General features: G+C 68.2%; 20 protein-coding genes. 11 read left to right on the top strand and 9 right to left on the bottom strand.

Annotated elements, in window-relative coordinates; translation table 11 throughout:
* Positions 1-52: 52 nt before the first annotated feature.
* Positions 53-229, top strand: coding sequence for a hypothetical protein (locus IEY14_RS14450; protein WP_188909629.1), 177 nt, complete (start codon positions 53-55; stop codon positions 227-229).
* Positions 230-272: 43 nt separating this feature from the next.
* On the opposite strand, the gene IEY14_RS14445 is transcribed toward IEY14_RS14450, so the two are convergent.
* The 4 genes from IEY14_RS14445 to tesB all read right to left on the bottom strand — a co-directional run bounded on the left by IEY14_RS14445 (position 273) and on the right by tesB (position 6377).
* A complete protein-coding gene (locus tag IEY14_RS14445; RefSeq protein ID WP_188909627.1) occupies positions 273-3233 on the bottom strand; it encodes a DNA translocase FtsK in 2961 nt (986 codons plus the stop codon).
* Positions 3234-3444: 211 nt separating this feature from the next.
* On the bottom strand, positions 3445-4881 hold the full coding sequence (locus tag IEY14_RS14440) for an ammonium transporter (RefSeq protein ID WP_188909626.1): 1437 nt from the start codon (positions 4879-4881) through the stop codon (positions 3445-3447).
* Positions 4882-4896: 15 nt separating this feature from the next.
* Positions 4897-5235, bottom strand: coding sequence for a P-II family nitrogen regulator (locus IEY14_RS14435; RefSeq protein WP_188909624.1), 339 nt, complete (start codon positions 5233-5235; stop codon positions 4897-4899).
* A gap of 278 nt (positions 5236-5513) precedes the next feature.
* Positions 5514-6377: an acyl-CoA thioesterase II gene (tesB, locus tag IEY14_RS14430; RefSeq protein ID WP_188909622.1), complete on the bottom strand. Its 864-nt coding sequence runs from the start codon at positions 6375-6377 to the stop codon at positions 5514-5516.
* Positions 6378-6491: 114 nt separating this feature from the next.
* Here tesB and IEY14_RS14425 point away from each other — a divergent pair, with 114 nt between their 5' ends.
* On the top strand, positions 6492-7754 hold the full coding sequence (locus tag IEY14_RS14425) for a ubiquinone biosynthesis hydroxylase (protein ID WP_188909620.1): 1263 nt from the start codon (positions 6492-6494) through the stop codon (positions 7752-7754).
* A gap of 34 nt (positions 7755-7788) precedes the next feature.
* Here IEY14_RS14425 and IEY14_RS14420 read toward each other — a convergent pair whose 3' ends face one another.
* Together IEY14_RS14420 and IEY14_RS14415 are read right to left on the bottom strand one after the other, a co-directional pair.
* Entirely contained in the window at positions 7789-8052 is a 264-nt protein-coding gene (locus IEY14_RS14420; protein WP_188909618.1) for a hypothetical protein, read from the bottom strand.
* A gap of 236 nt (positions 8053-8288) precedes the next feature.
* Entirely contained in the window at positions 8289-9122 is an 834-nt protein-coding gene (locus IEY14_RS14415; RefSeq protein WP_188909615.1) for a flagellin, read from the bottom strand.
* Between the two features lie 386 nt (positions 9123-9508).
* On the opposite strand from IEY14_RS14415, the gene IEY14_RS14410 reads away from it, so the two are divergent.
* The 7 genes from IEY14_RS14410 (at position 9509) to IEY14_RS26170 (ending at position 15837) form a co-directional block, all read left to right on the top strand.
* Positions 9509-9880: a DUF2849 domain-containing protein gene (locus tag IEY14_RS14410; protein ID WP_188909613.1), complete on the top strand. Its 372-nt coding sequence runs from the start codon at positions 9509-9511 to the stop codon at positions 9878-9880.
* 29 nt (positions 9881-9909) lie between these two features.
* Entirely contained in the window at positions 9910-11604 is a 1695-nt protein-coding gene (locus IEY14_RS14405; protein WP_188909611.1) for a nitrite/sulfite reductase, read from the top strand.
* Positions 11601-12119 (top strand): DUF934 domain-containing protein, encoded by a 519-nt coding sequence (locus IEY14_RS14400; RefSeq protein ID WP_188909609.1) that lies wholly within the window; start codon positions 11601-11603, stop codon positions 12117-12119. Before IEY14_RS14405 ends, IEY14_RS14400 begins: the two co-directional genes overlap by 4 nt.
* A gap of 220 nt (positions 12120-12339) precedes the next feature.
* Positions 12340-13134, top strand: coding sequence for a phosphoadenylyl-sulfate reductase (locus IEY14_RS14395; protein ID WP_188909608.1), 795 nt, complete (start codon positions 12340-12342; stop codon positions 13132-13134).
* On the top strand, positions 13131-14033 hold the full coding sequence (cysD, locus tag IEY14_RS14390; protein WP_188909605.1) for a sulfate adenylyltransferase subunit CysD: 903 nt from the start codon (positions 13131-13133) through the stop codon (positions 14031-14033). The genes IEY14_RS14395 and cysD overlap by 4 nt, the downstream gene beginning before the upstream one ends.
* A gap of 2 nt (positions 14034-14035) precedes the next feature.
* A complete protein-coding gene (cysN, locus tag IEY14_RS14385; RefSeq protein WP_188909603.1) occupies positions 14036-15709 on the top strand; it encodes a sulfate adenylyltransferase subunit CysN in 1674 nt (557 codons plus the stop codon).
* On the top strand, positions 15706-15837 hold the full coding sequence (locus IEY14_RS26170; RefSeq protein ID WP_280515047.1) for a hypothetical protein: 132 nt from the start codon (positions 15706-15708) through the stop codon (positions 15835-15837). Before cysN ends, IEY14_RS26170 begins: the two co-directional genes overlap by 4 nt.
* Before the next feature lie 784 nt (positions 15838-16621).
* Here the strand turns inward: IEY14_RS26170 and fabF are convergent.
* The 3 genes from fabF to IEY14_RS14370 all read right to left on the bottom strand — a co-directional run bounded on the left by fabF (position 16622) and on the right by IEY14_RS14370 (position 19549).
* Positions 16622-17890 (bottom strand): beta-ketoacyl-ACP synthase II, encoded by a 1269-nt coding sequence (gene fabF, locus IEY14_RS14380; RefSeq protein ID WP_188910119.1) that lies wholly within the window; start codon positions 17888-17890, stop codon positions 16622-16624.
* 56 nt (positions 17891-17946) lie between these two features.
* Positions 17947-18399, bottom strand: coding sequence for a MarR family winged helix-turn-helix transcriptional regulator (locus tag IEY14_RS14375; RefSeq protein ID WP_188909601.1), 453 nt, complete (start codon positions 18397-18399; stop codon positions 17947-17949).
* A 118-nt stretch (positions 18400-18517) separates the two neighbouring features.
* Complete coding sequence (locus IEY14_RS14370) at positions 18518-19549, bottom strand: aspartate-semialdehyde dehydrogenase (protein WP_188909599.1); 1032 nt, start codon at positions 19547-19549, stop codon at positions 18518-18520.
* 273 nt (positions 19550-19822) lie between these two features.
* Between IEY14_RS14370 and IEY14_RS14365 the strand changes: the two genes are divergently transcribed.
* Positions 19823-21061: a GTP-binding protein gene (locus IEY14_RS14365; protein ID WP_188909597.1), complete on the top strand. Its 1239-nt coding sequence runs from the start codon at positions 19823-19825 to the stop codon at positions 21059-21061.
* A 446-nt stretch (positions 21062-21507) separates the two neighbouring features.
* On the top strand, positions 21508-23253 hold the full coding sequence (locus IEY14_RS14360) for an MFS transporter (protein WP_210318424.1): 1746 nt from the start codon (positions 21508-21510) through the stop codon (positions 23251-23253).
* Positions 23254-23334: the final 81 nt, after the last annotated feature.

The raw sequence follows: 23334 nt of genomic DNA, 5'->3' as shown, positions 1-23334 counted from the left end.
GCGAGTTGCGGATGGCAGCGCCACGAACCGGATCGGCAAGAAGGAGCGAGGCATGGCCAGGAACGGCGCCACACCCTCCCTCGACCATCGCGTCCTCTCGGATGTCCGCAAGGCCATCCGCCATCTGCCGAACTGGCAGGTGGAGTATATCCTGCCGCAGCATCTGGCGGAAAAGCTCGCCGAGCTCGACCGCGTGACCGGTCCGCTCCGCCGGAACGAGGAGGCGTGAGGCGGCGCCCCTGACGCGACCCGCCCCGCCCTACCGCCCGCCGTCAGGCCTTCTCGGCTTCGGTCGGCACCAGGATCTCGCGCTTGCCGGCATGGTTGGCCGGGCCGACGATGCCCTCGCGCTCCATCCGCTCGATGATCGAGGCGGCGCGGTTGTAGCCGATCTGCAGGCGGCGCTGGACATAGGAGGTGGAGGCCTTGCCGTCGCGCAGGACCACGGCCACGGCCTGGTCGTAGAGATCGGCCGATTCCTCGAGCCCCCCGACATCGCCCTCGCCGGCGGAGCCGCCCTTGCCGCCGGAGGCCGGGGCGCCGTCCTCGTCCTCCTCTTCCAGGATCGCGTCGAGATAGTCCGGCACGCCCTGGCGCTTCAGATGCTTGACGATCTCCTCGACCTCGTCGTCGGCGACGAAGGGGCCGTGGACGCGCTGGATGCGCCCGCCGCCGGCCATGAACAGCATGTCGCCCTGGCCGAGCAGCTGCTCGGCGCCCTGTTCCTGCAGGATGGTGCGGGAATCGATCTTCGAGGTCACCTGGAAGGAGATGCGGGTCGGGAAGTTCGCCTTGATCGTGCCGGTGATGACGTCGACCGAGGGGCGCTGCGTCGCCATGATCACGTGGATGCCGGCGGCGCGCGCCATCTGGGCGAGGCGCTGCACCGTGCCTTCGATCTCCTTGCCGGCGACCATCATCAGGTCGGCCATCTCGTCGATGACGACGACGATATAGGGCAGCGGCTGGAGGTCGAACTCCTCCGATTCGAAGATCGGCTCGCCCGTCTCGCGGTCGAAGCCGGTCTGCACGGTGCGCGAGATCGTCTCGCCCTTCTCCATCGCCGTGGCGAGGCGCTGGTTGAAGCCGTCGATATTGCGCACGCCGAGCTTCGACATCTTGCGGTAGCGGTCCTCCATCTCGCGGACCGTCCATTTCAGCGCCACCACAGCCTTCTTCGGATCGGTGACGACGGGCGCGAGGAGATGCGGGATGCCGTCATAGATCGACAGTTCGAGCATCTTCGGGTCGATCATGATCAGGCGGCATTCGGCCGGCGTCATGCGATAGAGCAGCGACAGGATCATGGTGTTGATCGAGACCGACTTGCCCGAGCCGGTGGTGCCGGCGACGAGGAGATGCGGCATCTTGGCGAGATCGGCGATCACCGGCTCGCCGCCGATCGTCTTGCCGAGCGCCAGCGGCAGCTTGGCCTTCGAGCCGGAAAAGGTCTCCGAATCGATCATCTCGCGGAAATAGACGGTCTCGCGCTTGGCGTTCGGCAGTTCGATGCCGATCGCGTTCTTGCCGGGAATCACGGCGACGCGGGCGGCGATGGCGCTCATCGAGCGGGCGATGTCGTCGGCGAGGCCGATGACGCGGCTCGACTTGATGCCGGGGGCCGGCTCCAGTTCGTAGAGCGTCACGACCGGGCCGGGCCGCACCTCGATGATCTCGCCCTTGACGCTGAAGTCGTCGAGCACGCCTTCGAGCAGGCGGGCATTTTCCTGCAGCACGTCCGGGGCGAGCATCGCGTCGCGGCCGCGCGCCTTCGGCGGCGCCAGGAGATCGACCGGCGGCAGCTCGAAATCGGCCGGCTCGCGCGACGGCGCGAAGGCGACGGCGGCGCGCTGCGCGGCGGCCGGGCGGGACGGCGCGGCGGTGACGACACGGGCGGCGCCGCCGCTGGCCGGCAGGGCGGGCGCGGCCGCACGCGGAGCGGCGGCGGCGGCCGGACGGGCGGCGGGCGCCGCCGGGCGCGGCTCGGGCTCGGCCTTCGGCTTCCGCTTGCCCGGAAAGGCGACGATATTGGCGGCGATGCCGCGCCAGCCGCCGGCCTCCTCCTCGCGGGGCATCTCGGTCACGCGGTCGTCGGCCTCCATCACGAAGCTGTCGTCCTCGGCGATCGGAGCGTCCCGCTCGTCGAGATCGTCATCGACCTCCGGCTCGTCCATGTCGAAGGGCGGCTCGTGCGCTTCCTCGCCCTCGTCCTCGTCAACGAAGCGCGGCTCGGGCGCGGCCGGGGCGACCGGCGCCTCGGCGCGCGGCCGGCGCGCCACCGCCGGCGCCTCGAACTGGAAGGGTTCCGGCGCGTCCTTCACGAGGCCGGCATCCTCGTCGTCCTCCAGCGGATCGACATAGCCGCCGCGATAGGGCGCGGCGACGCGGATCTGGCGCTCGCGGGCGGGACGCGGCGCCTCGAGGCGCGGCTCGTCCTCTTCCTCGCCGCGCCATTCGCGGAAGCCGTCGGCGAACTCGCCCGGCTCCCGGCGGCCGGACGCCTCGGCCCGGCGGCGCTGGAAGGCGGCCTTGGTGGAATAGACGAAATGCGCGGCGGCGCCGAGCGCCAGCGCCAGCCGGCTTTCGCTCGGCTCGTCCTCGTCCTCCTCCACCGGGGAGAGCGGCAGGGCGGCGGGGTTCTGCCGATCGATCAGGCCGGCGCCGTTGAGAAACAGCCAGGTGCCCGGCAAGGCGAAGAAGGCGGCGAGGACGAGGCCGAAGACGCCGGACGGATAGGCGCCGGTGACGGCGGCGGGCAGCTTCAGCACGATGTCGCCGACGACGCCGCCGAGGCCGATCGGCAGCGGCCAGGCCGGCGGGGCCGGGAAGCAGCCGAGCGCGGCGGCGCCGAGCGCCATGCCGCCGAGCGCCAGCCAGGCGCGGCGCCAGATGCGGTCGACCGGGCGGCCGGAAGCGAGAAGCACGCCCCAGATCACCGGCAGGGCAGCGACGAGGACGGCGCCGAGGCCGAAGCACTGCATCACCAGATCGGCGACGATCGCGCCGGACGGGCCGGCGAAGTTCACCACCTCGCCGCCATTGGCCTGCGACCAGGACGGATCGCCGACATTCCAGGTGGCGAAGGCGATGCACGCCCAGATGCCGACCGTGACGAGAGCGAAGCCGCCGGCGATCTCCATCTGCCGGCGCAGGAAGCCGGGCTCCTCGCGCATGGCCGGGGCCGGCCGCGCCGCCGGCTTTCCTGCGCTTCTGCCGATTGTCGTAACCGCCATGGTGCAACCGCTCGTCTGAATGCCTGTCGTCCGCGCCCCGCCCGGGGCGGACGGACCCGATCGGGACGAGACTAGGCGCGCCCTGGTTAAATCCCGTTTAACCCTAAGGATTCCTTTTGACCGCAACCGGGCGGCCTATGCTGCCGGCCAAGCAAAAGGGGCAGGCGGTCGCCCGCCTGCCCCTTGTCGATCTCATGCTGCTCAGACGGGCTCAGAACGAGCCGTGATAGGCCGTCTCGCCATGCGAGGTGATGTCGAGGCCCTCGCGCTCGGCTTCCACCGAGGGACGCAGGCCGACGACGAGATCGACGATCTTGTAGAGGATCGCCGAGCCGACGCCCGACCAGACCACGGTCACGAGCACGCCCTTCAGCTGCGCCAGGACCTGCGTCGCCGTGCCGCCGTAGCTCGCGGCGAAATCGGCCGTCGAATAGTCGACGATGCCGGTGCCGCCGAGGGCTGGGTTGACGAGGACGCCGGTCATGATGGCGCCGAAGATGCCGCCGACGCAGTGGACGCCGAAGACGTCGAGCGAGTCGTCGTAGCCGAGCTTGTTCTTCACCACGTCGACGAAGAAGAAGCAGATCAGCGAGACGAGGAGGCCGAGGACGATGGCGCCCATCGGGCCGACGAAGCCGGCGGCGGGGGTGACGGCGACGAGGCCGGCGACGGCGCCCGAGGCGGCGCCGAGCATCGAGGCCTTGCCCTTGGTCACGGTCTCGACCAGCGCCCAGGAGACGACGGCGGCGGCGGTGGCGACGAAGGTGTTCAGCATCGCCAGCACGGCGCCGGGGCTCGCCTCAAGATTGGAGCCGGCGTTGAAGCCGAACCAGCCGACCCAGAGCAGCGAGGCGCCGACCATCGTGAGCGTCATGGAATGGGGCGCCATGATCTCCTTCTTGAAGCCCGTGCGCTTGCCGATCATCAGCGCGCCGACGAGGCCCGCGATGCCGGCATTGATATGGACCACCGTGCCGCCGGCGAAGTCGATCGCGCCGAAGGAGAAGATGAGACCACCCGGATCGGAATAGGCCGAGGGACCGCCCCAGAACCAGACCATGTGCGCCATCGGGAAGTAGACGAAGGTCACCCAGAGGATGGTGAAGAGGATGACGGCCGAGAACTTCACGCGCTCGGCGAAGGCGCCGACGATCAGCCCGGGGGTAATGCAGGCGAAGGTCATCTGGAAGCAGACGAAGACCAGCTCGGGGATCGCGACGCCCTTGGTGAAGGTCTCGGCGACCGAGGCCGGCGTGACGCCCGCCAGGAACATCTTCGACAGGCCGCCGACGAAGGCGTTGCCGGGGGTGAAGGCCAGCGAATAGCCGTAGACCACCCAGATCAGCATCACCACGGCGGTGATCATGAAGACCTGCATCAGCACGCTCAGCATGTTCTTGGCGCGCACGAGGCCGCCATAGAACAGCGCGAGGCCGGGGATCGTCATCAGAAGGACCAGGACGGTGGACAGCATCATCCAGGTCGTGTCGCCCTTGTCGACGGTCATCGCCGGCGCGGCGGCCGTCGCGGCGGCATCGGCGGTCCCGGCGGCGACGCCGGCCGGGGCGCTCGCGTCCTGCGCGAAGGCCGCCGTCGCGGCGAGGCCGGCCAGGAGCCCGCCGGCGAAGAGCAGTTTCTTCCAATTCATCAGGTTCATGTCCCCTTAGAGTGCGTTCGCGTCGACCTCGCCCGTGCGGATGCGCACGGCCTGGTCGATGCCGAAGACGAAGATCTTGCCGTCGCCGATCTGGCCGGTCTTGGCGGCGTTCGAAATGGCCTCGACCGCCCGGTCGACGAGATCGGCGGGCACGGCGACCTCGATCTTGAGCTTCGGCAGGAAGCTCACGGCATATTCGGTGCCGCGATAGATCTCGGTATGCCCCTTCTGCCGGCCGTAGCCCTTCACCTCGGTGACGGTCAGGCCCTGGATGCCGATGCCGGTCAGCGCCTCGCGCACCTCGTCGAGCTTGAAGGGCTTGATGATGGCCATCACGATTTTCATTCACCACCTCGAGTCTTGGGGCGGCGGCCCCCGCCGCCTGCCGCGATCTTCCGCTCTCCGCGAAGGCAGGGCGGAGGGCGACTGATCCACACCATTCAAGGAGCGTGCCAAGTCGCGCATCCCCCGGACCGATCGCGAAACAAGGCAAAGAAACGGGCAAAAGCGCAGGACTTCGCCCCGCGCCCGGCGCCGATGCCTGCGGATGGTGCGAATATAATTTCGGCATATGACGTTTTTTTCGGCAAACGGCGCGAAATGCGGCGCAGCCGAAGGGCGGCTCAGGACGCCCGGACGGGCCGGATCAGGCCTTCCTGCGCGACGGAGGCGACGAGCCGACCATCCTCGGTGAAGAGCGAGCCGCGCGTCAGGCCGCGCCCGCCCGAGGAGGAGGGCGAATCCTGCGCATAGAGCAGCCATTCCCCGACATCGACGGGCCGGTGGAACCACATGGAATGGTCGAGGCTCGCGGCCTGGATGCGCCGGTCGAAGACCGACAGGCCATGGGCGAAGAGCGCCGTGTCGAGCAGCGTCATGTCGGACAGATAGGCGAGGACGGCGGCGTTGAGCCCCGCGTCGTCGCCGATCGGGCGCAGCGCGCGCACCCAGATGCGCTGCACCGGCTCCAGCTTCTTCTCCGTCAGATAGTGGTCGAGCAGCACGGGGCGGAACTCGATGGGGCGGGGCCGGCTCCAATAGCGGCGCACCGGCTCCGGCGCCCCGTCAAGGAGGAGGCGCGCCAGATCCTCGCCGCCCGGCAGCGCGTCGGGCCGCGGCACGTCCGGCATGGGCAGCTGATGGGCGAGTCCCTCCTCGTGCTTCTGGAAGGAGGCGGACAGGGTGAAGATCGCCTGGCCGTGCTGGATCGCGACGACGCGGCGGGTGGTGAAGGAGCCGCCGTCGCGGATCCGGTCGACCTCGTAGACGATCGGCCGTTTCGGATCGCCGGGCCGCAGGAAATAGCCGTGCAGCGAATGGACCGGGCGCTCGCCGGGCACGGTCCGCTGCGCCGCGACGAGCGCCTGGGCGACGACCTGGCCGCCGAAGACGCGCTGCCAGCCCTGGTCGGGACTGATGCCGCGATAGAGATCGTCCTCGATCCGCTCCAGATCGAGGACGGCGAGCAGCTGGTCGACGCTGTTCATCCGGCTTTTCCCTGCATTCGGCGCGGCGCGGCACCCATATTCGCGCCACCCTTTGATTGCCGCCCGCGCGCGACGCATCTAAGTCACACCGAAACGGGATCGAGAGTCGAGACGATGCGGGCTGCGCCGGAAACGGATGGAGAGACGACGGAGCGCTTCGACGTCGTGATCGCGGGCGCCGGCTATGTCGGCCTGTCGACGGCGGTGGCGATCGCCGATGCGGCCCCGGGCCTGAAGCTGCTGCTGGTCGATGCCGCGCCGGACGAGGTCTGGCGGCGCGACACGCGCGCCTCGGCGGTGGCCGCCGGCGCCGTGCGGATGCTGACGCGGCTCGGCGTCTGGAGCGAGATCGCGCCGGAGGCCCAGCCGATCACCGAGATGATCGTCACCGATTCGCGGCTCGGCGACGTGGTGCGCCCGGTCTTCCTCACCTTCGGCGGCGAAGGCGAGACGGTGGCGGCCGGCGAGCCCTTCGCCCATATGGTGCCGAATGTCGCGCTGAACGGCGCGTTGCGCGCCCGCGCGGCGGCGCGCGGCATCACGATCCGTCAGAACTGCGCCGTCGCCGGGCTCGGCGAGGCGCCCGGCGCGCTAGAGGTCGCGCTCGCGGGCGGAAAGAGCGTGGCGGCGCGCCTCGTGGTCGCCGCCGACGGCGTGAAATCGGCCGTGCGCGACATGGCCGGCATCCGCACCGTCTCGAAGGACTACGACCAGTCCGGCATCGTCTGCACCGTTCGCCACGAGCGCCCGCATGGCGGCCGGGCGGAGGAGCATTTCCTGCCCGCCGGCCCCTTCGCCATCCTGCCGCTGAAGGGCAACCGCGCCTCGCTGGTCTGGACGGAATCGCGCCGCGACGCCGAGCGGCTCGTCAATGGCGACGCCTTCCTGTTCGAGATCGAGCTGGAACAGCGCTTCGGTCGCAAGCTCGGCCGCCTCGAGGTGGAAGGACAGCCCCGCGCCTTTCCGCTCGGCCTGACGCTCGCCCGCGATTTCGTGCGCTCGCGCGTCGCGCTCGTCGGCGACGCGGCGCATGGCATCCACCCGATCGCCGGCCAGGGGCTCAATCTCGGCTTTAAGGACGCGGCGGCCCTGGCGGAGGTGGTGGTGGAGGCGGCGCGGCTCGGCCGCGACATCGGCGCGCTCGACGTTCTGGAGACCTATAGCCGCTGGCGCCGCTTCGACACGCTGCGCATGGGCCTCACCACGGATGTGCTGAACATCCTGTTCTCGAACGACAACGCGCCCTTGCGCGCGCTGCGCGACCTCGGCCTGTCGCTGGTCGATCGCGCGCCGGGATTGAAGCGCTATTTCATCGGCGAGGCGGCGGGGCGGCTGGCCGGCCCGGCGCCGCGCCTTCTCCAGGGCGAGGCGATCTGAGCCGCATCAGCCAAGCGGCGGCCGGAGGGCGGCGTCAGCCCTCCACCGAGGGCTTCGGCGCGATATGGCTGCGCAGGAGCAGGTCGGCCGCCGAATTCACCATGGCCTCGAAATAGTAGTCCTGCAGGCGCGCCTCGGCCTCCGGCGTCGCGACGGAGGGCGCGGGCTCGGCGGCGGCGGCCGGCGCCGCGCCGCTCTTGTCGCGCAACGGAGCCGCGCCGCCCGGATGCACGGCCGGCATCGGGCCGGCGGGCATCGCGGTGGCGCTCGGCAGGAAGGAAAGGCTGCGGATGATCATCCGTGGTCGTCCCGTGAACGAAAGGCGAAGGCCCCGTCCGGTGACGAAGGCCTTGTCAGGCCCCGGTCCTTAACGGGCGAAACGTCGCCATTTCCTTCACGGACTCCGAACAATTCGAAGGAAACGGCCGGCGCCACCACCACTTTAACGAGAAACACCCCCGGCGCAAGTCGCGCCGAGGGTGCTGCGTAAGCCGCGAACCGCGTTCGCGACGGGGACCGCGTCGGTCCTGCGGCTTACTGGAAGAGGCGAAGGATGTTCTGCTGCGCGCTGTTGCCGATCGCGAGGGCCTGGTAAGCGAGCTGCTGCTTGACCTGGAGGGCGTTCAGCTTGGCGCTTTCCTTCTCGAGATCGGCATCGACCAAGCCGCTCACCGCCGAGTCGCGGATGTCGTTCAGCTTGTCGAGGAAGCTCATCGAAGATTCGATGCCGGCGGAGAACCCGGAGAGCGTCGCCGCGATCTTGCCGATTTCCGTCTGAGCCGTGTCGATGGTCGTGGTGGCGTAGGTCGCCGTGATGTCGGCCTTGGCGATCGAAGACTTCAGCGCGTCCTTGAGGACACCCGCGCTTCCGACCACATCCTGAGCCGTCAGGGTCGTCGTGAGGTTCGTCGTTGCGCCGTCGACGATGTTCATCGTCACCGAGACGTCGTTGGCGGTCGACGCACCGAGAAGGTTCTTGCTGTTGATCGAGGCGCCAGAGATGATCGCACGGGCCTGGGTAATCAGGGCGCCAATCTGGTTCGCGTCCGCGTCGGTCGCGCCGCCAGAAGCGTTCACGGCCGTGGTCGCGAGGTCCTTGATCTTCTGCAGAAGGGTGCTGACCTGATCGAGGGCGCCGGATGCGGCATCGGCCTGCGCCTTCGCCGTCGACATGCTGCTCTTCAGGTTCTCGGAGGCCGACCTGTCGGCGCGGATCTTCGTGGCCGTCGCCCAGACGGTGGCGTTGTCGGCCGCGGAGTTGACCTTATAGCCAGTGGCGATGCGGTTCTGCGTGACGGCGAGCTGAGCGTTGATGCTGCGGAGCGCCGCAGAAGCCATGCCGGTGGAGGAGGTGTTGATCGAAACCATTTTATTCTTTCCCCGTTTTTGTTTGAAGCGTCTTCCTGTCCGCTTCGAGGAATTGAATAGCCCGTGGCCTCGTAAGGTCTTCGTGCCAAAAAGATTCGAATTTTAGACATCCGGCATTTGGGTCGAATGCGGATCTATTATAGTCTACTATTCGATACGAACTCGCCGCGAATGCGAGCGATGCCGGTAGGGTTTCGGCAACCATGCCGGTCCCGGCCTCTTGGAAAAGCTCGGTTTTCCGGCCTTCAGGGGCAAAATCTTTCCCGAAGGGGCATGACGACGAAAATCCCTACGCCGCAACCGACGGCCCGCCCGGCTATTTAGAACGATGACAAACCCCGGCGGCGCCCCGTCGGGGGCGTTCTTGCATGCGGAAGGCTCAAGCCATGGCAAGGGACATCAAGGCGGGACCGAAGGCGACGCCGAAGAGCAAGGGCCCGCCCTTGCCGGTCGTCCTGTCGGCCAACGACCTTCTGGAAGGCGACGTCGTGTTCCTGGCGGCGACGGGCGGCTGGACCCGCGACCCCGCCAAGGCCCGCATCGCCCACGATCCCGAGACGGCGGCCGCGATGGAGGCGGAGGCCGGCGCCGAATTCAAGGCGAACCGGATCGTCGATCCCTATCTCGTCCCCGTGCGCGTCGCGGCGAACGGCCTTGCCGTCGCCTTGCATTTCCGCGAGGCCATCCGCCAGAAGGGGCCGACCGTCCATCCCGATTTCGGCAAGGAAGCCGAGTTCGGCAACGACTATCCGGCCTGAGCGCCAAAGGGCCGAGAGAAGGTTTCGCGATGTATCGCTACGATGAATTCGACGAGCGCTTCGTGCGCGAGCGCGTCGCCCAGTTCAAGGATCAGGTGGAGCGCCGGCTCGACGGCTCGCTGTCGGACGACGAGTTCAAGCCGCTCCGGCTGAAGAACGGGCTCTATCTCCAGCTCCACGCCTATATGCTGCGCATCGCCGTGCCCTATGGCACGCTGAATTCGCGCCAGCTGCGCCAGCTCGCCCATATCGCCGAGCGCTACGATCGCGGCTACGGTCATTTCACCACGCGCCAGAACCTCCAGTTCAACTGGCCGAAGCTGAAGGACGTGCCGGAGATCCTAAATCTCCTGGCCGATGTCGAGATGCATTGCATCCAGACTTCCGGCAACTGCATCCGCAACGTCACCGCCGACCAGTTCTCCGGCGTCGCGCGCGACGAGGTCGAGGACCCGCGCCCGACGGCCGAGCTGATCCGGCAATGGTCGAGCCTCCATCCGGAATTCGTCTGGCTGCCCCGCAAGTTCAAGATCGCCGTCACCGGCGCCGAGCACGATCGCGCCGCGATCATGGTGCACGATATCGGTCTGAAGGTGCTGCGCCACGCCGAGACCGGCGAGATCGGCTACGAGGTGGTGGTCGGCGGCGGTCTCGGCCGCACGCCGATGATCGGCAAGGTCGTGCGCTCCTTCCTGCCGAAGGACGAGCTTCTCGCCTATCTCGAGGCGGTGATGCGCGTCTACAATGCCGAAGGCCGGCGCGACAACAAGTTCAAGGCACGGGTGAAGATCCTCGTCCACGAGACGGGCACGGAGGAATTCGTGCGCCGCGTCGAGGAGGAATATGCCCAGCTCGACGGGCCGACGGTGAACGCGCCGCTGGAAGAGGTGGAGCGCATCGCCCGCTATTTCGCGCCGCCCGCCTATGCGGCGCTGCCGGAGACCTCCGAGACGCTGGCGAGCGCCCGCCGCGCCGATCCGGCGCTCGACCGCTTCGTCGAGCAGAACGGCTTCGCCCACAAGCAGCCGGGCTACATCGCGCTCACCGTGTCGCTGAAGCCGATCGGCGGCATTCCGGGCGACATGACGCATGACCAGATGCGCGCCTTCGCCGACATCGCCGAGCGCTGGTCCTTCGACGAGCTGCGCGTCACCCATGCGCAGAACCTCGTGCTGCCGCATGTGCGCCAGGACGACGTGCCGGCCGTGTTCGAGGCGCTGAAGGCGGCGGGGCTCGCCACCGCCAATGCCGGCCTCGTCACCGACATCATCGCCTGCCCGGGCCTCGACTATTGCGCCTTGGCGACGGCGCGCTCGATCGGGGTGGCGCAGGAGATCTCCAAGACCTTCGGGGCCGAGGAGCGCCAGCGCGAGGTCGGGCCGCTGCAGATCAAGATCTCCGGCTGCATCAATGCCTGCGGCCATCACCATGTCGGCCATATCGGCATTCTCGGCATCGAGAAGTCGGGCAAGGAGAACTACCAGATCACGGTCGGCGGCGACGCCTCGGAACAGGCGGCGCTCGGCGAGCGCGTCGGCCCCGGCATCGACGGCGAGGACGTGCCCGGCGCGATCGAGGCGCTGGTCGCGACCTATATGACCGAGCGGCAGGACGGCGAGACCTTCATCGACACGGTGAAGCGCACCGGGCTCGACCCCTTCAAGGCGAGCTTCACCGCCTATGTCGCGGACAGGACCGGCAGCCCGGTCGGAGAGGATGCATGAGCCTGCTGATCGGAGCCGAAGGGCCGCGCCCGGACGCCTATGCGAGCGTCGAGGACTGCGCCGACCTGTCGCTCGCCGACGGGCCGGTCGTCGTGCCGCTGACGGTGATCGACGAGGCGCTGACGCATCGGCGCAACGAACGCATCGGTCTCTTCGTCGAGAACAACGTTTCGATCGAGGCGATCCGCCCCTATCTGCCGAGCCTGTCGCTGATCGCGATCGGCTTTCCCTCCTTCGCCGACGGGCGCGGCTTCAGCCTGGCGCGGCGGCTGCGGCGCGCGGGCTTCACCGGTACGCTGCGGGCGAAGGGGCCGCTGATCGCCGACGAGTTCTACGACGCGCTCGCCTGCGGCTTCGACGAGGTGGAACTGCCCGACCAGATGGCCGCCCGCCAGCCGCCGGAACAATGGCTGCGGCAGAAGGACATCGTCTCCGCCCATTACCAGTCCGGCTATGGCGAGGGGCAGAGCATTCTCGAACAGCGCATGGCCGCCCGTAAGGCGGCGGCGGAATGACGGGCGCCGGACCTTCGCGGGAAGGGCTCCCTCCCCTCTCCCGAGTCGGGAGAGGGTGGCCCGAAGGGTCGGGTGAGGGAAGCGTCGCGAGCCGGCGTCGGACCGGCCTGCGCCCCATCGCTCCCTCATCCCGCTGCCGCGACCTTCTCCCGACTCGGGAGAAGGCCGAAGCGTCGCCGTTCTCGCGTCCCCTCCCGCTCCCCTCTTCCGGAGCCTTCGCATGAGCACCGATCTCGAAGCCCTGTCCCGCGAGCTCGATCTCGCCTTCGCGCAGCTCACCCCGGTCGAGCGCTTGAAGACGCTGGTCGAGCGCGTGCCGGGCCGTATCGTCTTCACCACCAGCCTCGGCCTGGAGGACCAGATGCTCACCCATCTGATCTTCGCCGAGAAGCTGCCGATCGAGGTGAAGACGCTGGATACCGGCCGCCTGTTTCCCGAGACCTACACGGTCTGGCGCGAGACGGAGGAGAAGTACGGCCGCCGCATCAAGGCCGTCTATCCGAAGGGCGAGGCGCTGGAGGAGCTGGTCAACGACCAGGGGATCGACGGCTTCTACTACGCGCCGGAATTCCGCAAGGCCTGCTGCGGCGTGCGCAAGGTGGAGCCGCTCGCCCGGGCGCTTTCCGGCGCCGAGGCCTGGATCACGGGCCTGCGCCGCGACCAGTCGGCCAATCGCGAGGGCATGCATTTCGTCGGCTTCGACGCGGGGCGCGGCCTTCTGAAGGCCAATCCGCTCTTCGACTGGACGCGCGAGGAGATCCGCCTCTTCGCCGAGGAGGAGAAGGTGCCCGTCAACGCCCTGCATGGCCAGGGCTTCCTGTCGATCGGCTGCGCCCCCTGCACGCGGGCGGTGCGGCCCGGCGAGCCGGAACGCGCCGGCCGCTGGTGGTGGGAAGAGGAAACGCTGCGCGAATGCGGCCTGCATGTCGAGCCGGACGGGCGCGTCATCCGCGCCAAGCTCGTGCCCGGCACCAATCATGGCGATGCCGCCTTCGAAGGACCCGCCGAATCATGAAGCCCATGACCCATCTGCAGCGGCTCGAGGCCGAGTCGATCTTCATCATCCGCGAGGTGGCGGCGACGGCCGAGAACCCGGTGATGCTCTATTCGATCGGCAAGGATTCGGCCGTGATGCTGCATCTGGCGCTGAAGGCCTTCGCGCCGGGGCCCCTGCCCTTTCCGCTGATGCATGTCGACACGACCTGGAAGTTCCGGGAGATGATCGAGCATCGCGACCGCCTGCCCGAGCGGCTCGGCGTGAAGATGATCGTCTATACCAACCAGGAAGGGCTGAAGGCCGGCATCAATCCCTTCGCCTCCGGCTCGCGCGTCCATACCGACGTGATGAAGACCGAGGCGCTGAAGCAGGCGCTGGACAAGTACAAGTTCGACGCGGCCTTCGGCGGCGCGCGGCGCGACGAGGAGAAGAGCCGCGCCAAGGAGCGCGTCTTCTCGCTGCGCTCGGCCGAGCACCGCTGGGAGCCGAAGAACCAGCGGCCGGAACCCTGGCATCTCTACAATACACGCAAGCGCAGCGGCGAGAGCTTCCGCGTCTTCCCGCTGTCCAATTGGACGGAGGGCGATGTCTGGGACTATATCGCCCTCGAGAAGATCGACGTCGTGCCGCTCTATTTCGCCAAGCCGCGCCCCGTGGTGGAGCGCGACGGCACGCTGATCATGCGCGACGACGAGCGCATGCAGCTGAAGCCCGGCGAGGTGGTCGAGGACCGCATGGTCCGCTTCCGCACGCTCGGCGACTATCCGCTGACGGGCGCGGTGGAATCCTCCGCCGCCACGCTCGACGAGATCATCGCCGAGATGCGCGCCTCCCGCTCCTCCGAGCGCCAGGGCCGGGTGATCGACCGCGACGGCGGCGCCTCCATGGAAGAAAAGAAGCAGGAAGGCTATTTCTGACGATGACTTCCGCAGCAGCCCGGATCGCCGACGCCGAATTCGCCGGCCCCGCGCCCGACCTCGCCCCGGTGACGCCGGCTTTGGCCGGCCGGCCGGAATCGCTTCTTCACTTCATCACCTGCGGCTCGGTGGACGACGGCAAGTCGACGCTGATCGGCCGCCTGCTCTATGACGCCGGCGCCGTCTTCGACGACCAGCTCGAAGCCCTGGAGCGCGACTCCAAGAAGTTCGGCACGACGGGCGGCGGCCTCGACTTCGCCCTTCTCGTCGACGGCCTCTCGGCCGAGCGCGAGCAGGGCATCACCATCGACGTCGCCTATCGGTATTTCTCGACGCCGCGCCGCGCCTTCATCATCGCCGATACGCCCGGCCACGAGCAATATACCCGCAACATGGCGACCGGCGCCTCGGATGCCGAGCTCGCCGTGATCCTGGTCGACGCGCGCAAGGGCATCCTGCCCCAGACGCGCCGCCATTCCTTCATCACCTCGATGCTCGGCGTCAAAAGCGTCGTCGTCGCCATCAACAAGATGGATCTCGTCGATTTCGATCAGGCGGTCTTCGACCGGATCGTCGCCGACTACAAGACGATCCTGCCCTCGCTCGGCTTCGCCGACGTTGCCTATATCCCGCTTTCGGCGAAGAACGGCGACAACATCACCAGCCTTTCGGCCCATACGCCCTGGTATCGCGGCAAGACCCTGCTCGACCATCTGGAAACGGTGGAGCCGAAGACGCTGCGCGAGGAGGACGAGTCCTTCCGCCTGCCCGTGCAATGGGTGAACCGGCCCAATCTCGACTTCCGCGGCTTCGCCGGCACGGTGGCCGGCGGGCGGGTGCGGCCGGGCGATGCCGTGATCTCGCTGCCCTCCGGCCGCACCAGCCATGTGAAGGCCGTCTACGGCCCGAATGGCGAGGTGGCGGAGGCCCAGGCCGGCGAGGCGGTGACGCTGACGCTGGCCGACGAGATCGACGCCTCGCGCGGCGACGTGCTGGTCGCTTCGGACGACACGATCGCGCCGCATCGCAGCGCCAAGGCCGAGATCCTCTGGATGGTCGACCGGCCGCTGATCGCCGGCAGCCGCCTCATCGCGCGGCTCGCCACCAGCCAGACGCCGGCCTCGGTGCGCACGCTCGACGCCGCCATCGACATCCACACCTATCAGACGCGGCCCGCCAACGCGCTCCTGATGAACGAGATCGGCCGCGTCACCATCGCCTTCGACCGGCCGACCGTCTGCCTGCCCTATGCGGAGAACCGCGAGCTCGGCGCCTTCATCTTGATCGACCAGCTCACCAACGAGACGGTGGCGCTCGGCTTGGTGCGCGAGGTGAAGGCGGACGTGCCGCCGGCGGAGGCCGCCCTGCCCAAACCCGGCGAGCCGGCCGCGCCCGCCGAGCCGGACAGTGCCGCCGAGCGCATCGGCCGGCTCTGGCTCGGCGCGGATGCGCAGCGCAACCCGGAACGGGCGGCGGGCGTCGTGCGCTTCCGCCTTCTCGGCGCGCTGCTCGTCGCGATCCTCGGCTATGCCTTCGGCCTCGGCTTCGGCGGCGCCTTCGCGCTCGGCCTCGCCGATCTCGCGCTGCGGCCCTTCCTGCGCCTTCTCGTCGACCGGACGGAGCGCGAGCCGAAAGCCGCCGAGCCCGACACGGTGGACGAGGGCGCCGGCATATGACGGACGGCTTCGAGGAGCGCTTACGCCGCGCCTTCAGCGCCGTCCGGCGCCCGCCCTACGCGGAAGCGGCCCTCTTCGCCGCCTCCGCCGGCCTTTGCCTGGCGCTGACGACGGGGCTGATCCGGTAGGGCGGGCCGTATTCGTTCGCCAAAGAGGCCTTCCCTGAAGGCTTCGCCCGGCCAAGACGGATTCGGCCTCCCGCACATCTCGTCCGCCGCGAGCGCCGAGGCTTCCACGGCGTTCTTCTCCCCTGCGGGGAAGTGCCCGGCAGGCGATGAGGAGGCGGTGGAGCCGAGGGGCCGGGGCCATTCTCCACCGCCGCATGCCCCTCACCCGGCCCTTCGGGCCGCCCTCTCCCCGCAGGGGAGAGGAAGGGCGCCCTTGCGTCCACCGACTTGGCGCACCTGCCGCTTTTCCATGTGGAGGAAGGCGAAGGCCGTGCAGCCTCCTCCTTCTCCCGAGCCGGGAGAAGGTCCCGGCAGGGGGATGAGGGAGCCGTAGAGCGCCGGCGTCCACACACAGCCGTGACGCCAATGCCTGCGCCTCACGGCTCCCTCACCCGCCTGCCGGCACCCTCTCCCGACTCGGGAGAGGGACGCGGTGGCCGCCGTCCGCGCTCGTTCTGTCGGCTCGTAAGAAGGCGCGGCCGCCCCACCGCTTTCTTCTCCCCTGCGGGGAGAAGTGCCGGCAGGCGATGAGGGGTCGGCGCAGCCGAGCAGTCTTCGCCCACTCTCCACCGCCGCAGGCCCCTCACCCGGCAATTCGGGCCACCCTCTCCCCGCAGGGGAGAGGAAAGAAGCCCTATCCGGTCCGGCATGGCGGCCCACCCGGCGGTTCGAGGCTGACGGCTTTCACTACCGCCTCATGTCGATCATCAAGTCGATCCGATGCCGTCTTCCGGCAAAAAGCCGGCTAATCGTAGCGACTGAAGACCAGGGCGGCGTTGACGCCTCCGAATCCGAAGGCGTTGGACAGGACATGGTCGACTTCCGCAGGACGGGCGCCCTCGGAAAGAAGATCAAAGCCCTCCGCTTCCGGCATCGGATGGTCGATATTGAGGCTCGGGGGAAGGGTTCGGTTCCGAAGGGCGAGAACGGCAAACACCGCCTCGATCGCTCCCGCCGCGCCCAGCATGTGTCCCGTCGCCGATTTCGTCGAGCCGACCGGGATACGGCCGCCGCCCGGTCCGAAGAGGGTCGTCAGGGCGGCGAGTTCCGCTGCGTCGCCCACCGGCGTGGAGGTGGCATGCGCGTTGACATAGCCGACCTGTGCCGGCTCGATACCGGCCATCGATAAGGCGATCTCCATGGCCCGCGCGGCCTCCCGCCCATCGGGCCAGCCTGCAGTGACGTGATGAGCGTCGGTCGTCGTGCCATAGCCGGATAGTATCGCGAGTGGACGGGCGCCACGCCGCTCGGCATGGGACAGGCGCTCGATGACCAGCATCGCGGCCCCTTCCGATAGGACGAACCCATCGTGATCGCGATCGAACGGCCGTGACGCCCGTTGGGGCTCATCGTTGAAGCCGAAGGTCAGGGCCCTTGCTGCCGTGAAGCCGCCGATCGCCACGGGATCGACGCAAGCCTCCGTTCCGCCGCAGAGAGCAATGTCGGCTTCGCCGGAACGGATCATGCGCATGGCATCGCCGATCGCTTGGGCGGAAGCGGCGCAGGCGGTCGTCGGCGCGCCGGCCGGGCCGTTGAAGCCGAAGCGAATCGACGCCTGTCCCGCCGCGAGATTGGGCAGGAAGGACGGAACCACGAAGGGCGACAGCCGGCGGACGCCGGACAGGCGGATGGTTTCGTTCGCGGCGGTGATGGCCGGCACGCCGCCGACACCCGTGCCGATCACCGTCGCCGTCCGCGCACGCTCCTCGCGCCGCTTGGGATGCCAGCCGGCTTGGTTCACCGCCTCCTGGGCCGCTGCCATCGCATATTGGATGAACAGATCGTTGCGGCGCAGATCGCGAGACTCCATGGCTGTTTCGGGATCGAAGCCTTCGGCGTCCTCCTTGATCGAGGGGACCAGACCGGCGACACGACATTTCCAGCCTTCGACATCGAAGCGCCCATTCGCGCGAATGCCGCTGCGGCCTGCGACAAGCCGCGACCAGACGGCGGGAATGCCGATCCCCAGTGGCGATACGGCACCCAAGCCGGTGACAACGATGGGTTCCTGCATAGTCTCCTCACAGTGTGCATATGCACTGCGCATATACAGACTGTCAGGACTCGAGGCTACGGATTTCCGGGCTCGCCGCCCGCCGCGAAATGCTTCGCCAATTTCAGATAGGCCTTTGCTTCGGCTGGCGAGAAACCCTGCAACAGATCGGCCTGCGCTTTGCGCCATTCGACGAGCAGTTGGTCGAGAAGTCGGTCTCCCTCCTCCGTGAGCTCGCAGAGGCGCGCGTTGCCGCTGGTCTCCGCGACGCGCCGAACCAAGCCCTTTTGCTCCAGCAGGTCGAGATTGCGCGTCAGGCTGGTCCGATCCAGCAGGATCCGCTGCGCCAGGGCCGCCACCGGCTGGGTAGGATTGAAGCGGATGGCGGCCAGGAGCGAGAACTGCTGAACCGTCACGTCGAACCGCCGCATCGCCGCATCGCCGCGGCGCAGAAGCGTCCGCGACGCCGCAATCGTGTTGAGGACGAGACAGTTCGACAGTTCTTCGGGCATGGCCATGGGCAAGGACATGCGGGACCTTGCCCGCCGCCGTCAATCCACCCTCGTTCCTGGTCCGGCCGTCCCAACCCCGATACGAAAAAGGCGGCCCACTCGGAGCCGCCTTCATTCATGCGTATGGGAAGGCCCCTCAGGCCGCCTTCTTGGCGCCGAGGAGCTTGCGGTTGACGAGGAGTTCGGCGATCTGCACCGCGTTCAGCGCCGCGCCCTTGCGCAGGTTGTCCGCGACCACCCAGAGGTTCAGGCCGTTCTCGACGGTGATGTCCTCGCGGATGCGCGAGATATAGGTCGCGTCCTCGCCCGCCGCCTCGTGCGGGGTGATGTAGCCGCCGTTCTCGCGCTTGTCGACGACGAGGCAGCCCGGGCTGGAGCGCAGGATGTCGCGCGCCTCTTCCGCCGTGATCGGCTTCTCGAACTCGATGTTCACCGCCTCCGAATGGCCGATGAAGACCGGCACGCGCACCGCCGTGCAGGTGACCTTGATCTTCGGGTCGAGCATCTTCTTCGTCTCGGCCATCACCTTCCACTCCTCCTTGGTGGAGCCGTCCTCCATGAAGGTGTCGATATGGGGAATGACGTTGAAGGCGATGCGCTTGGTGAACTTCTTCGCCTCGACCGGATCGGAGACGAAGACGGCGCGCGACTGGGAGAAGAGCTCGTCCATGCCCTCCTTGCCGGCGCCCGAGACCGACTGATAGGTCGAGACCACGACGCGCTTGATCGTCGCGTGGTCGTGGAGCGGCTTCAGCGCCACGACGAGCTGGGCGGTCGAGCAGTTCGGATTGGCGATGATGTACTTCTTGGTGAAGCCGCGCACCGCCTCGGCATTCACTTCCGGCACGACGAGCGGCACCTCGGCGTCGTAGCGCCAGGCCGAGGAATTGTCGATCACGACGCAGCCCTGCGCCCCGATCTTCGGCGACCATTGCTTGGAAATGTCGCCGCCCGCCGACATCAGGCAGATATCGGTGGTCGAGAAATCGTAGGTGTCGAGCGCCTGCACCTTCAGCGTCTTGTCGCCGAAGGCGACCTCGGTGCCCTGGCTGCGCCGCGAGGCAAGCGCCACGACCTCGTCGGCGGGAAAGCCACGCTCGTCGAGAATGGAAAGCATTTCGCGCCCGACATTGCCGGTGGCGCCCGCGACGGCGACCTTGTAGCCCATCTTCACTCCGCCCTCGCCTCCCGAAACCTGTGGCAGCGCGCTTCTCGCCCACCCCGGGGAGACAAGCGGGGCGGCGGGTCAGCGAATGAGAATGGTTTTCGGGGCGAAGCGCGTCGTCATGGGCGGAGCTATGGGCGCGCGGAAAAGGGAAGTCAACCATTGCTTTTCGGGAGGGCGCGGCCGGCGCCGCCGGTTTCAGCCCCGCCGTCGGGCGCTTGCCAAGTGGGATCGCTTCCCATAACGTTATATTGTTACATCTGATTGGAGAGACCCATGAGCCGCTTTCGCTGCGACGCGGTGGAGACCGCGCCGCGCCTTCCCGTCACGGTCCTTTCGGGCTTTCTCGGCGCCGGCAAGACGACGCTGCTCAACCACATCCTCAACAATCGCGAGGGCCGGCGCGTCGCGGTGATCGTCAACGACATGAGCGAGGTGAATATCGACGCCGATCTCGTGCGCAGCGGCGGGGCGGACCTGTCACGCAAGGAGGAATCCCTTGTCGAGATGACCAATGGCTGCATCTGCTGCACGCTGCGCGGCGACCTGATGGACGAGGTGCGGCGGCTGACGGCGGAGAACCGCTTCGACTATCTCCTGATCGAGGGCACCGGCATCGCCGAGCCCCTGCCCGTCGCGGCGACCTTCTCCTTCCGCGACGAGACGGGCGCCAGCCTGTCCGATGTCGCCCGGCTCGACACGATGGTGACGGTGGTCGACGCCGCCTCGCTGCTACGGGATTTCGGCTCGCACGATCTCCTCGCCGCGCGGGGCGAGACGGCGGGCGAGGGTGACACGCGCACGCTGGTCGACCTCCTGGTCGAGCAGATCGAGTTCGCCGATGTCGTGGTGATCAACAAGGTGTCCGAGGTGGATGCGACGCAGCGCGGCCATGTGCGGGCGGTGGTCGCCGCGCTGAATGCCGATGCGCTCGTGCTGGAGACGGATTTCGGCCGCGTGCCGCTGAATCTCGTCCTCAATACCGGCCTCTTCGACGAGGAGAAGGCGCAGAGCCATCCGCTCTGGTACAAGGAGCTCTACGGCTTCGCCGACCATGTGCCGGAAACCGAGGAATACGGGATCTCCAGTTTCGTCTACCGGGCGCGCCGGCCCTTCGATCCGACGCGCTTCGACGCCTTTTCCAAGGCGACCTGGCCGGGCCTCATCCGCGCCAAGGGGCATTTCTGGCTGGCGACGCGGCCGGACTGGGTCGGCGAGTTCTCGCTGGCCGGGGCGGTCGCCCGCATGTCCGGCCTCGGGCGCTGGTGGGCGGCGGTGCCGAAGGAGCGCTGGCCGGACGTGTCCGAATGGCGCGACCTCGTCGGGCGCCATTGGAGCCCCGTCTGGGGCGACCGGCGCCAGGAGCTCGTCTTCATCGGCCAGGCGATGGACGAGGCGGCGATCCGCGCGGCGCTCGATGCCTGCCTGGTGGGGGCGGAGGAGGAGAAGGGCTTCGAGCCGGGCCGCTATCGGCGCCTCGCCGATCCTTTTCCGCGCTGGGGCGCGGCGGCCTGAGGCGCGGACGCCGAACGAAAAAGGACCGGCCGCGCGGGTCGACCGGTCCTGGTCATGAGGGCTGGAGGGTTCAGGCGCGGCGAACCGGCTCGCGGTCGTCGCGGCGCTCGATGAACTTCTTGGTGATCCAGCCGACGATGAGAGCCTTCAAGATGCCTCTGATCACGGGTCCGATCCTTCCATGGCCGTTTGACGATGGAAATGCGCGGCGGGCCGAAGGGTTGCCTCGCGGCGCCCCGTTGACTTCGATGTGAGCCGATAGCCACCCGGGCCGCAAGATTCCACTGGCGCGAGCACGCGAAAGCCCTATCAATTTTCGGGTCGGGCTCGCGGGGAGGCGAAGCACCGGCCGGCGCGGCCCTTGGGGGCGTCGCGCCGCCGAGGAGAGAAGGGGCGCGCGGCGCCGTCCTGCCGCGGGACCCCGGTTGCTTGGGAGGTCAGGCGGCATGGTCACGGTCCATACGAGCTACGAGGATGCGCGCGCGATGACGCGCGAGGAGAAGAAGGTCATCTTCGCCTCCTCGCTCGGCACCGTCTTCGAATGGTACGACTTCTATCTCTACGGCTCGCTGTCGGCGGTGATCGCGACGCAGTTCTTCTCCGGCGTCAATCCGACGGCGGCCTTCATCTTCGCGCTGCTCGCCTTCGCGGCCGGCTTCGCGGTGCGCCCCTTCGGCGCGCTGGTCTTCGGCCGGCTCGGCGACATGATCGGCCGCAAATATACCTTTCTCGTCACCATCCTGATCATGGGCCTGTCGACCTTCGTCGTCGGCATCCTGCCGAACTACGCGGCGATCGGCATCGCGGCGCCGGTGATCCTCATCGCGCTGCGCCTGCTCCAGGGCCTGGCGCTCGGCGGCGAATATGGCGGCGCGGCGACCTATGTCGCCGAGCATGCGCCGCACGGCAAGCGCGGCGCCTATACGTCCTGGATCCAGACCACGGCGACGCTCGGCCTGTTCCTGTCGCTGCTCGTCATTCTCGGCTGCCGCGTCTCCATGTCGGCGGAGGATTTCAACGCCTGGGGCTGGCGCATTCCCTTCCTCGTCTCGGTCGTGCTGCTCGGCATCTCGGTCTGGATCCGCATGATGCTGTCGGAAAGCCCGGCCTTCGTGAAGATGAAGGCGGAGGGCAAGGCCTCGAAGGCGCCCCTCACCGAATCCTTCGCCCGCTGGGGCAATCTGAAGATCGTGCTCCTGGCGCTGTTCGGCATCGTCGCCGGGCAGGCGGTGGTCTGGTACACGGGCCAGTTCTATGCCCTGTTCTTCCTGACGCAGACGCTGAAGGTGGACGCCCAGCCGGCCAATCTGATGATCGCGGCGGCGCTGCTCATCGCGACGCCCTTCTTCGTCATCTTCGGCACCCTGTCCGACCGGATCGGCCGCAAGCCGATCATCATGGCCGGGCTGGCGCTCGCCTGCCTCACCTATTTCCCGCTCTTCAAGGGCATCACCCACTACGCCAATCCGGCGCTGGAGGAGGCGATCGCCCGCGCGCCCATCACCGTCATCGCCGATCCCGCCGAATGCTCGTTCCAGTTCAACCCGGTCGGCACCTCGAAATTCACCACCTCCTGCGACATCGCCAAGGCGGCGCTCGTCAAGCGCGGCGTTCCTTACGTGAACGAGGCGGCGCCCGCCGGCACCACGGCTTCGGTGAAGGTCGGCGAGACGGTGATCCCGTCCTATAGGGCGGCCCCCGCCCCGGAGGCGGCCAAGGTCGAGCTCGGCCATGCGCCGACGCCCGCGCCCGCCGCGCCCGCAGCCGCGCCGGCCGCCCCCGCCGCGGCCACGCCCGCGACGCCGGCCGCCGCCTTCGACGCGAGCCTCAAGACCGCGCTCGACACCGCCCAATATCCGGTGAAGGCCGATCCGGCGCGCACCAACACCGTGATGGTGACGCTGCTGCTCTTCGTCCTCGTCCTCTACGTGACGATGGTCTACGGGCCGATCGCGGCGATGCTGGTGGAGATGTTCCCAACGCGCATCCGCTACACCTCGATGTCGCTGCCCTACCATATCGGCAACGGCTGGTTCGGCGGCTTCCTGCCCACCACCTCCTTCGCGATGGTGGCGGCGACGGGCGACATCTATTACGGCCTCTGGTACCCGATCGTCATCGCCGCCGCGACCCTGGTCATCGGCCTCCTCTTCGTGCGCGAAACCAAGGATGTCGATATCGACGCGGTCTGAAACACCCGTCCGTCGTGGCGACCCGCCGGAGCGATCCGGCGGGTCTTCCATCTTATCGCGCTTGCGCTCCGGTCGATCTCC

The sequence above is a fragment of the Aureimonas endophytica genome (genome assembly GCF_014642635.1).
Classification (GTDB): Bacteria; Pseudomonadota; Alphaproteobacteria; order Rhizobiales; family Rhizobiaceae; genus Plantimonas; species Plantimonas endophytica.
This window is presented reverse-complemented; position numbering and strand designations above follow the sequence as displayed.

Excerpts from the sequence above, each read along its gene's own strand:
- IEY14_RS14450 (WP_188909629.1), top strand. The coding sequence starts at position 53 with ATGGCCAGGAACGGCGCCACACCCTCCCTCGACCATCGCGTCCTCTCG.
- IEY14_RS14445 (WP_188909627.1), bottom strand. The coding sequence starts at position 3,233 with ATGGCGGTTACGACAATCGGCAGAAGCGCAGGAAAGCCGGCGGCGCGG.
- IEY14_RS14440 (WP_188909626.1), bottom strand. The coding sequence starts at position 4,881 with ATGAATTGGAAGAAACTGCTCTTCGCCGGCGGGCTCCTGGCCGGCCTC.
- IEY14_RS14435 (WP_188909624.1), bottom strand. The coding sequence starts at position 5,235 with ATGAAAATCGTGATGGCCATCATCAAGCCCTTCAAGCTCGACGAGGTG.
- tesB (WP_188909622.1), bottom strand. The coding sequence starts at position 6,377 with ATGAACAGCGTCGACCAGCTGCTCGCCGTCCTCGATCTGGAGCGGATC.
- IEY14_RS14425 (WP_188909620.1), top strand. The coding sequence starts at position 6,492 with ATGCGGGCTGCGCCGGAAACGGATGGAGAGACGACGGAGCGCTTCGAC.
- IEY14_RS14420 (WP_188909618.1), bottom strand. The coding sequence starts at position 8,052 with ATGATCATCCGCAGCCTTTCCTTCCTGCCGAGCGCCACCGCGATGCCC.
- IEY14_RS14415 (WP_188909615.1), bottom strand. The coding sequence starts at position 9,122 with ATGGTTTCGATCAACACCTCCTCCACCGGCATGGCTTCTGCGGCGCTC.
- IEY14_RS14410 (WP_188909613.1), top strand. The coding sequence starts at position 9,509 with ATGGCAAGGGACATCAAGGCGGGACCGAAGGCGACGCCGAAGAGCAAG.
- IEY14_RS14405 (WP_188909611.1), top strand. The coding sequence starts at position 9,910 with ATGTATCGCTACGATGAATTCGACGAGCGCTTCGTGCGCGAGCGCGTC.
- IEY14_RS14400 (WP_188909609.1), top strand. The coding sequence starts at position 11,601 with ATGAGCCTGCTGATCGGAGCCGAAGGGCCGCGCCCGGACGCCTATGCG.
- IEY14_RS14395 (WP_188909608.1), top strand. The coding sequence starts at position 12,340 with ATGAGCACCGATCTCGAAGCCCTGTCCCGCGAGCTCGATCTCGCCTTC.
- cysD (WP_188909605.1), top strand. The coding sequence starts at position 13,131 with ATGAAGCCCATGACCCATCTGCAGCGGCTCGAGGCCGAGTCGATCTTC.
- cysN (WP_188909603.1), top strand. The coding sequence starts at position 14,036 with ATGACTTCCGCAGCAGCCCGGATCGCCGACGCCGAATTCGCCGGCCCC.
- IEY14_RS26170 (WP_280515047.1), top strand. The coding sequence starts at position 15,706 with ATGACGGACGGCTTCGAGGAGCGCTTACGCCGCGCCTTCAGCGCCGTC.
- fabF (WP_188910119.1), bottom strand. The coding sequence starts at position 17,890 with ATGCAGGAACCCATCGTTGTCACCGGCTTGGGTGCCGTATCGCCACTG.
- IEY14_RS14375 (WP_188909601.1), bottom strand. The coding sequence starts at position 18,399 with ATGTCCTTGCCCATGGCCATGCCCGAAGAACTGTCGAACTGTCTCGTC.
- IEY14_RS14370 (WP_188909599.1), bottom strand. The coding sequence starts at position 19,549 with ATGGGCTACAAGGTCGCCGTCGCGGGCGCCACCGGCAATGTCGGGCGC.
- IEY14_RS14365 (WP_188909597.1), top strand. The coding sequence starts at position 19,823 with ATGAGCCGCTTTCGCTGCGACGCGGTGGAGACCGCGCCGCGCCTTCCC.
- IEY14_RS14360 (WP_210318424.1), top strand. The coding sequence starts at position 21,508 with ATGGTCACGGTCCATACGAGCTACGAGGATGCGCGCGCGATGACGCGC.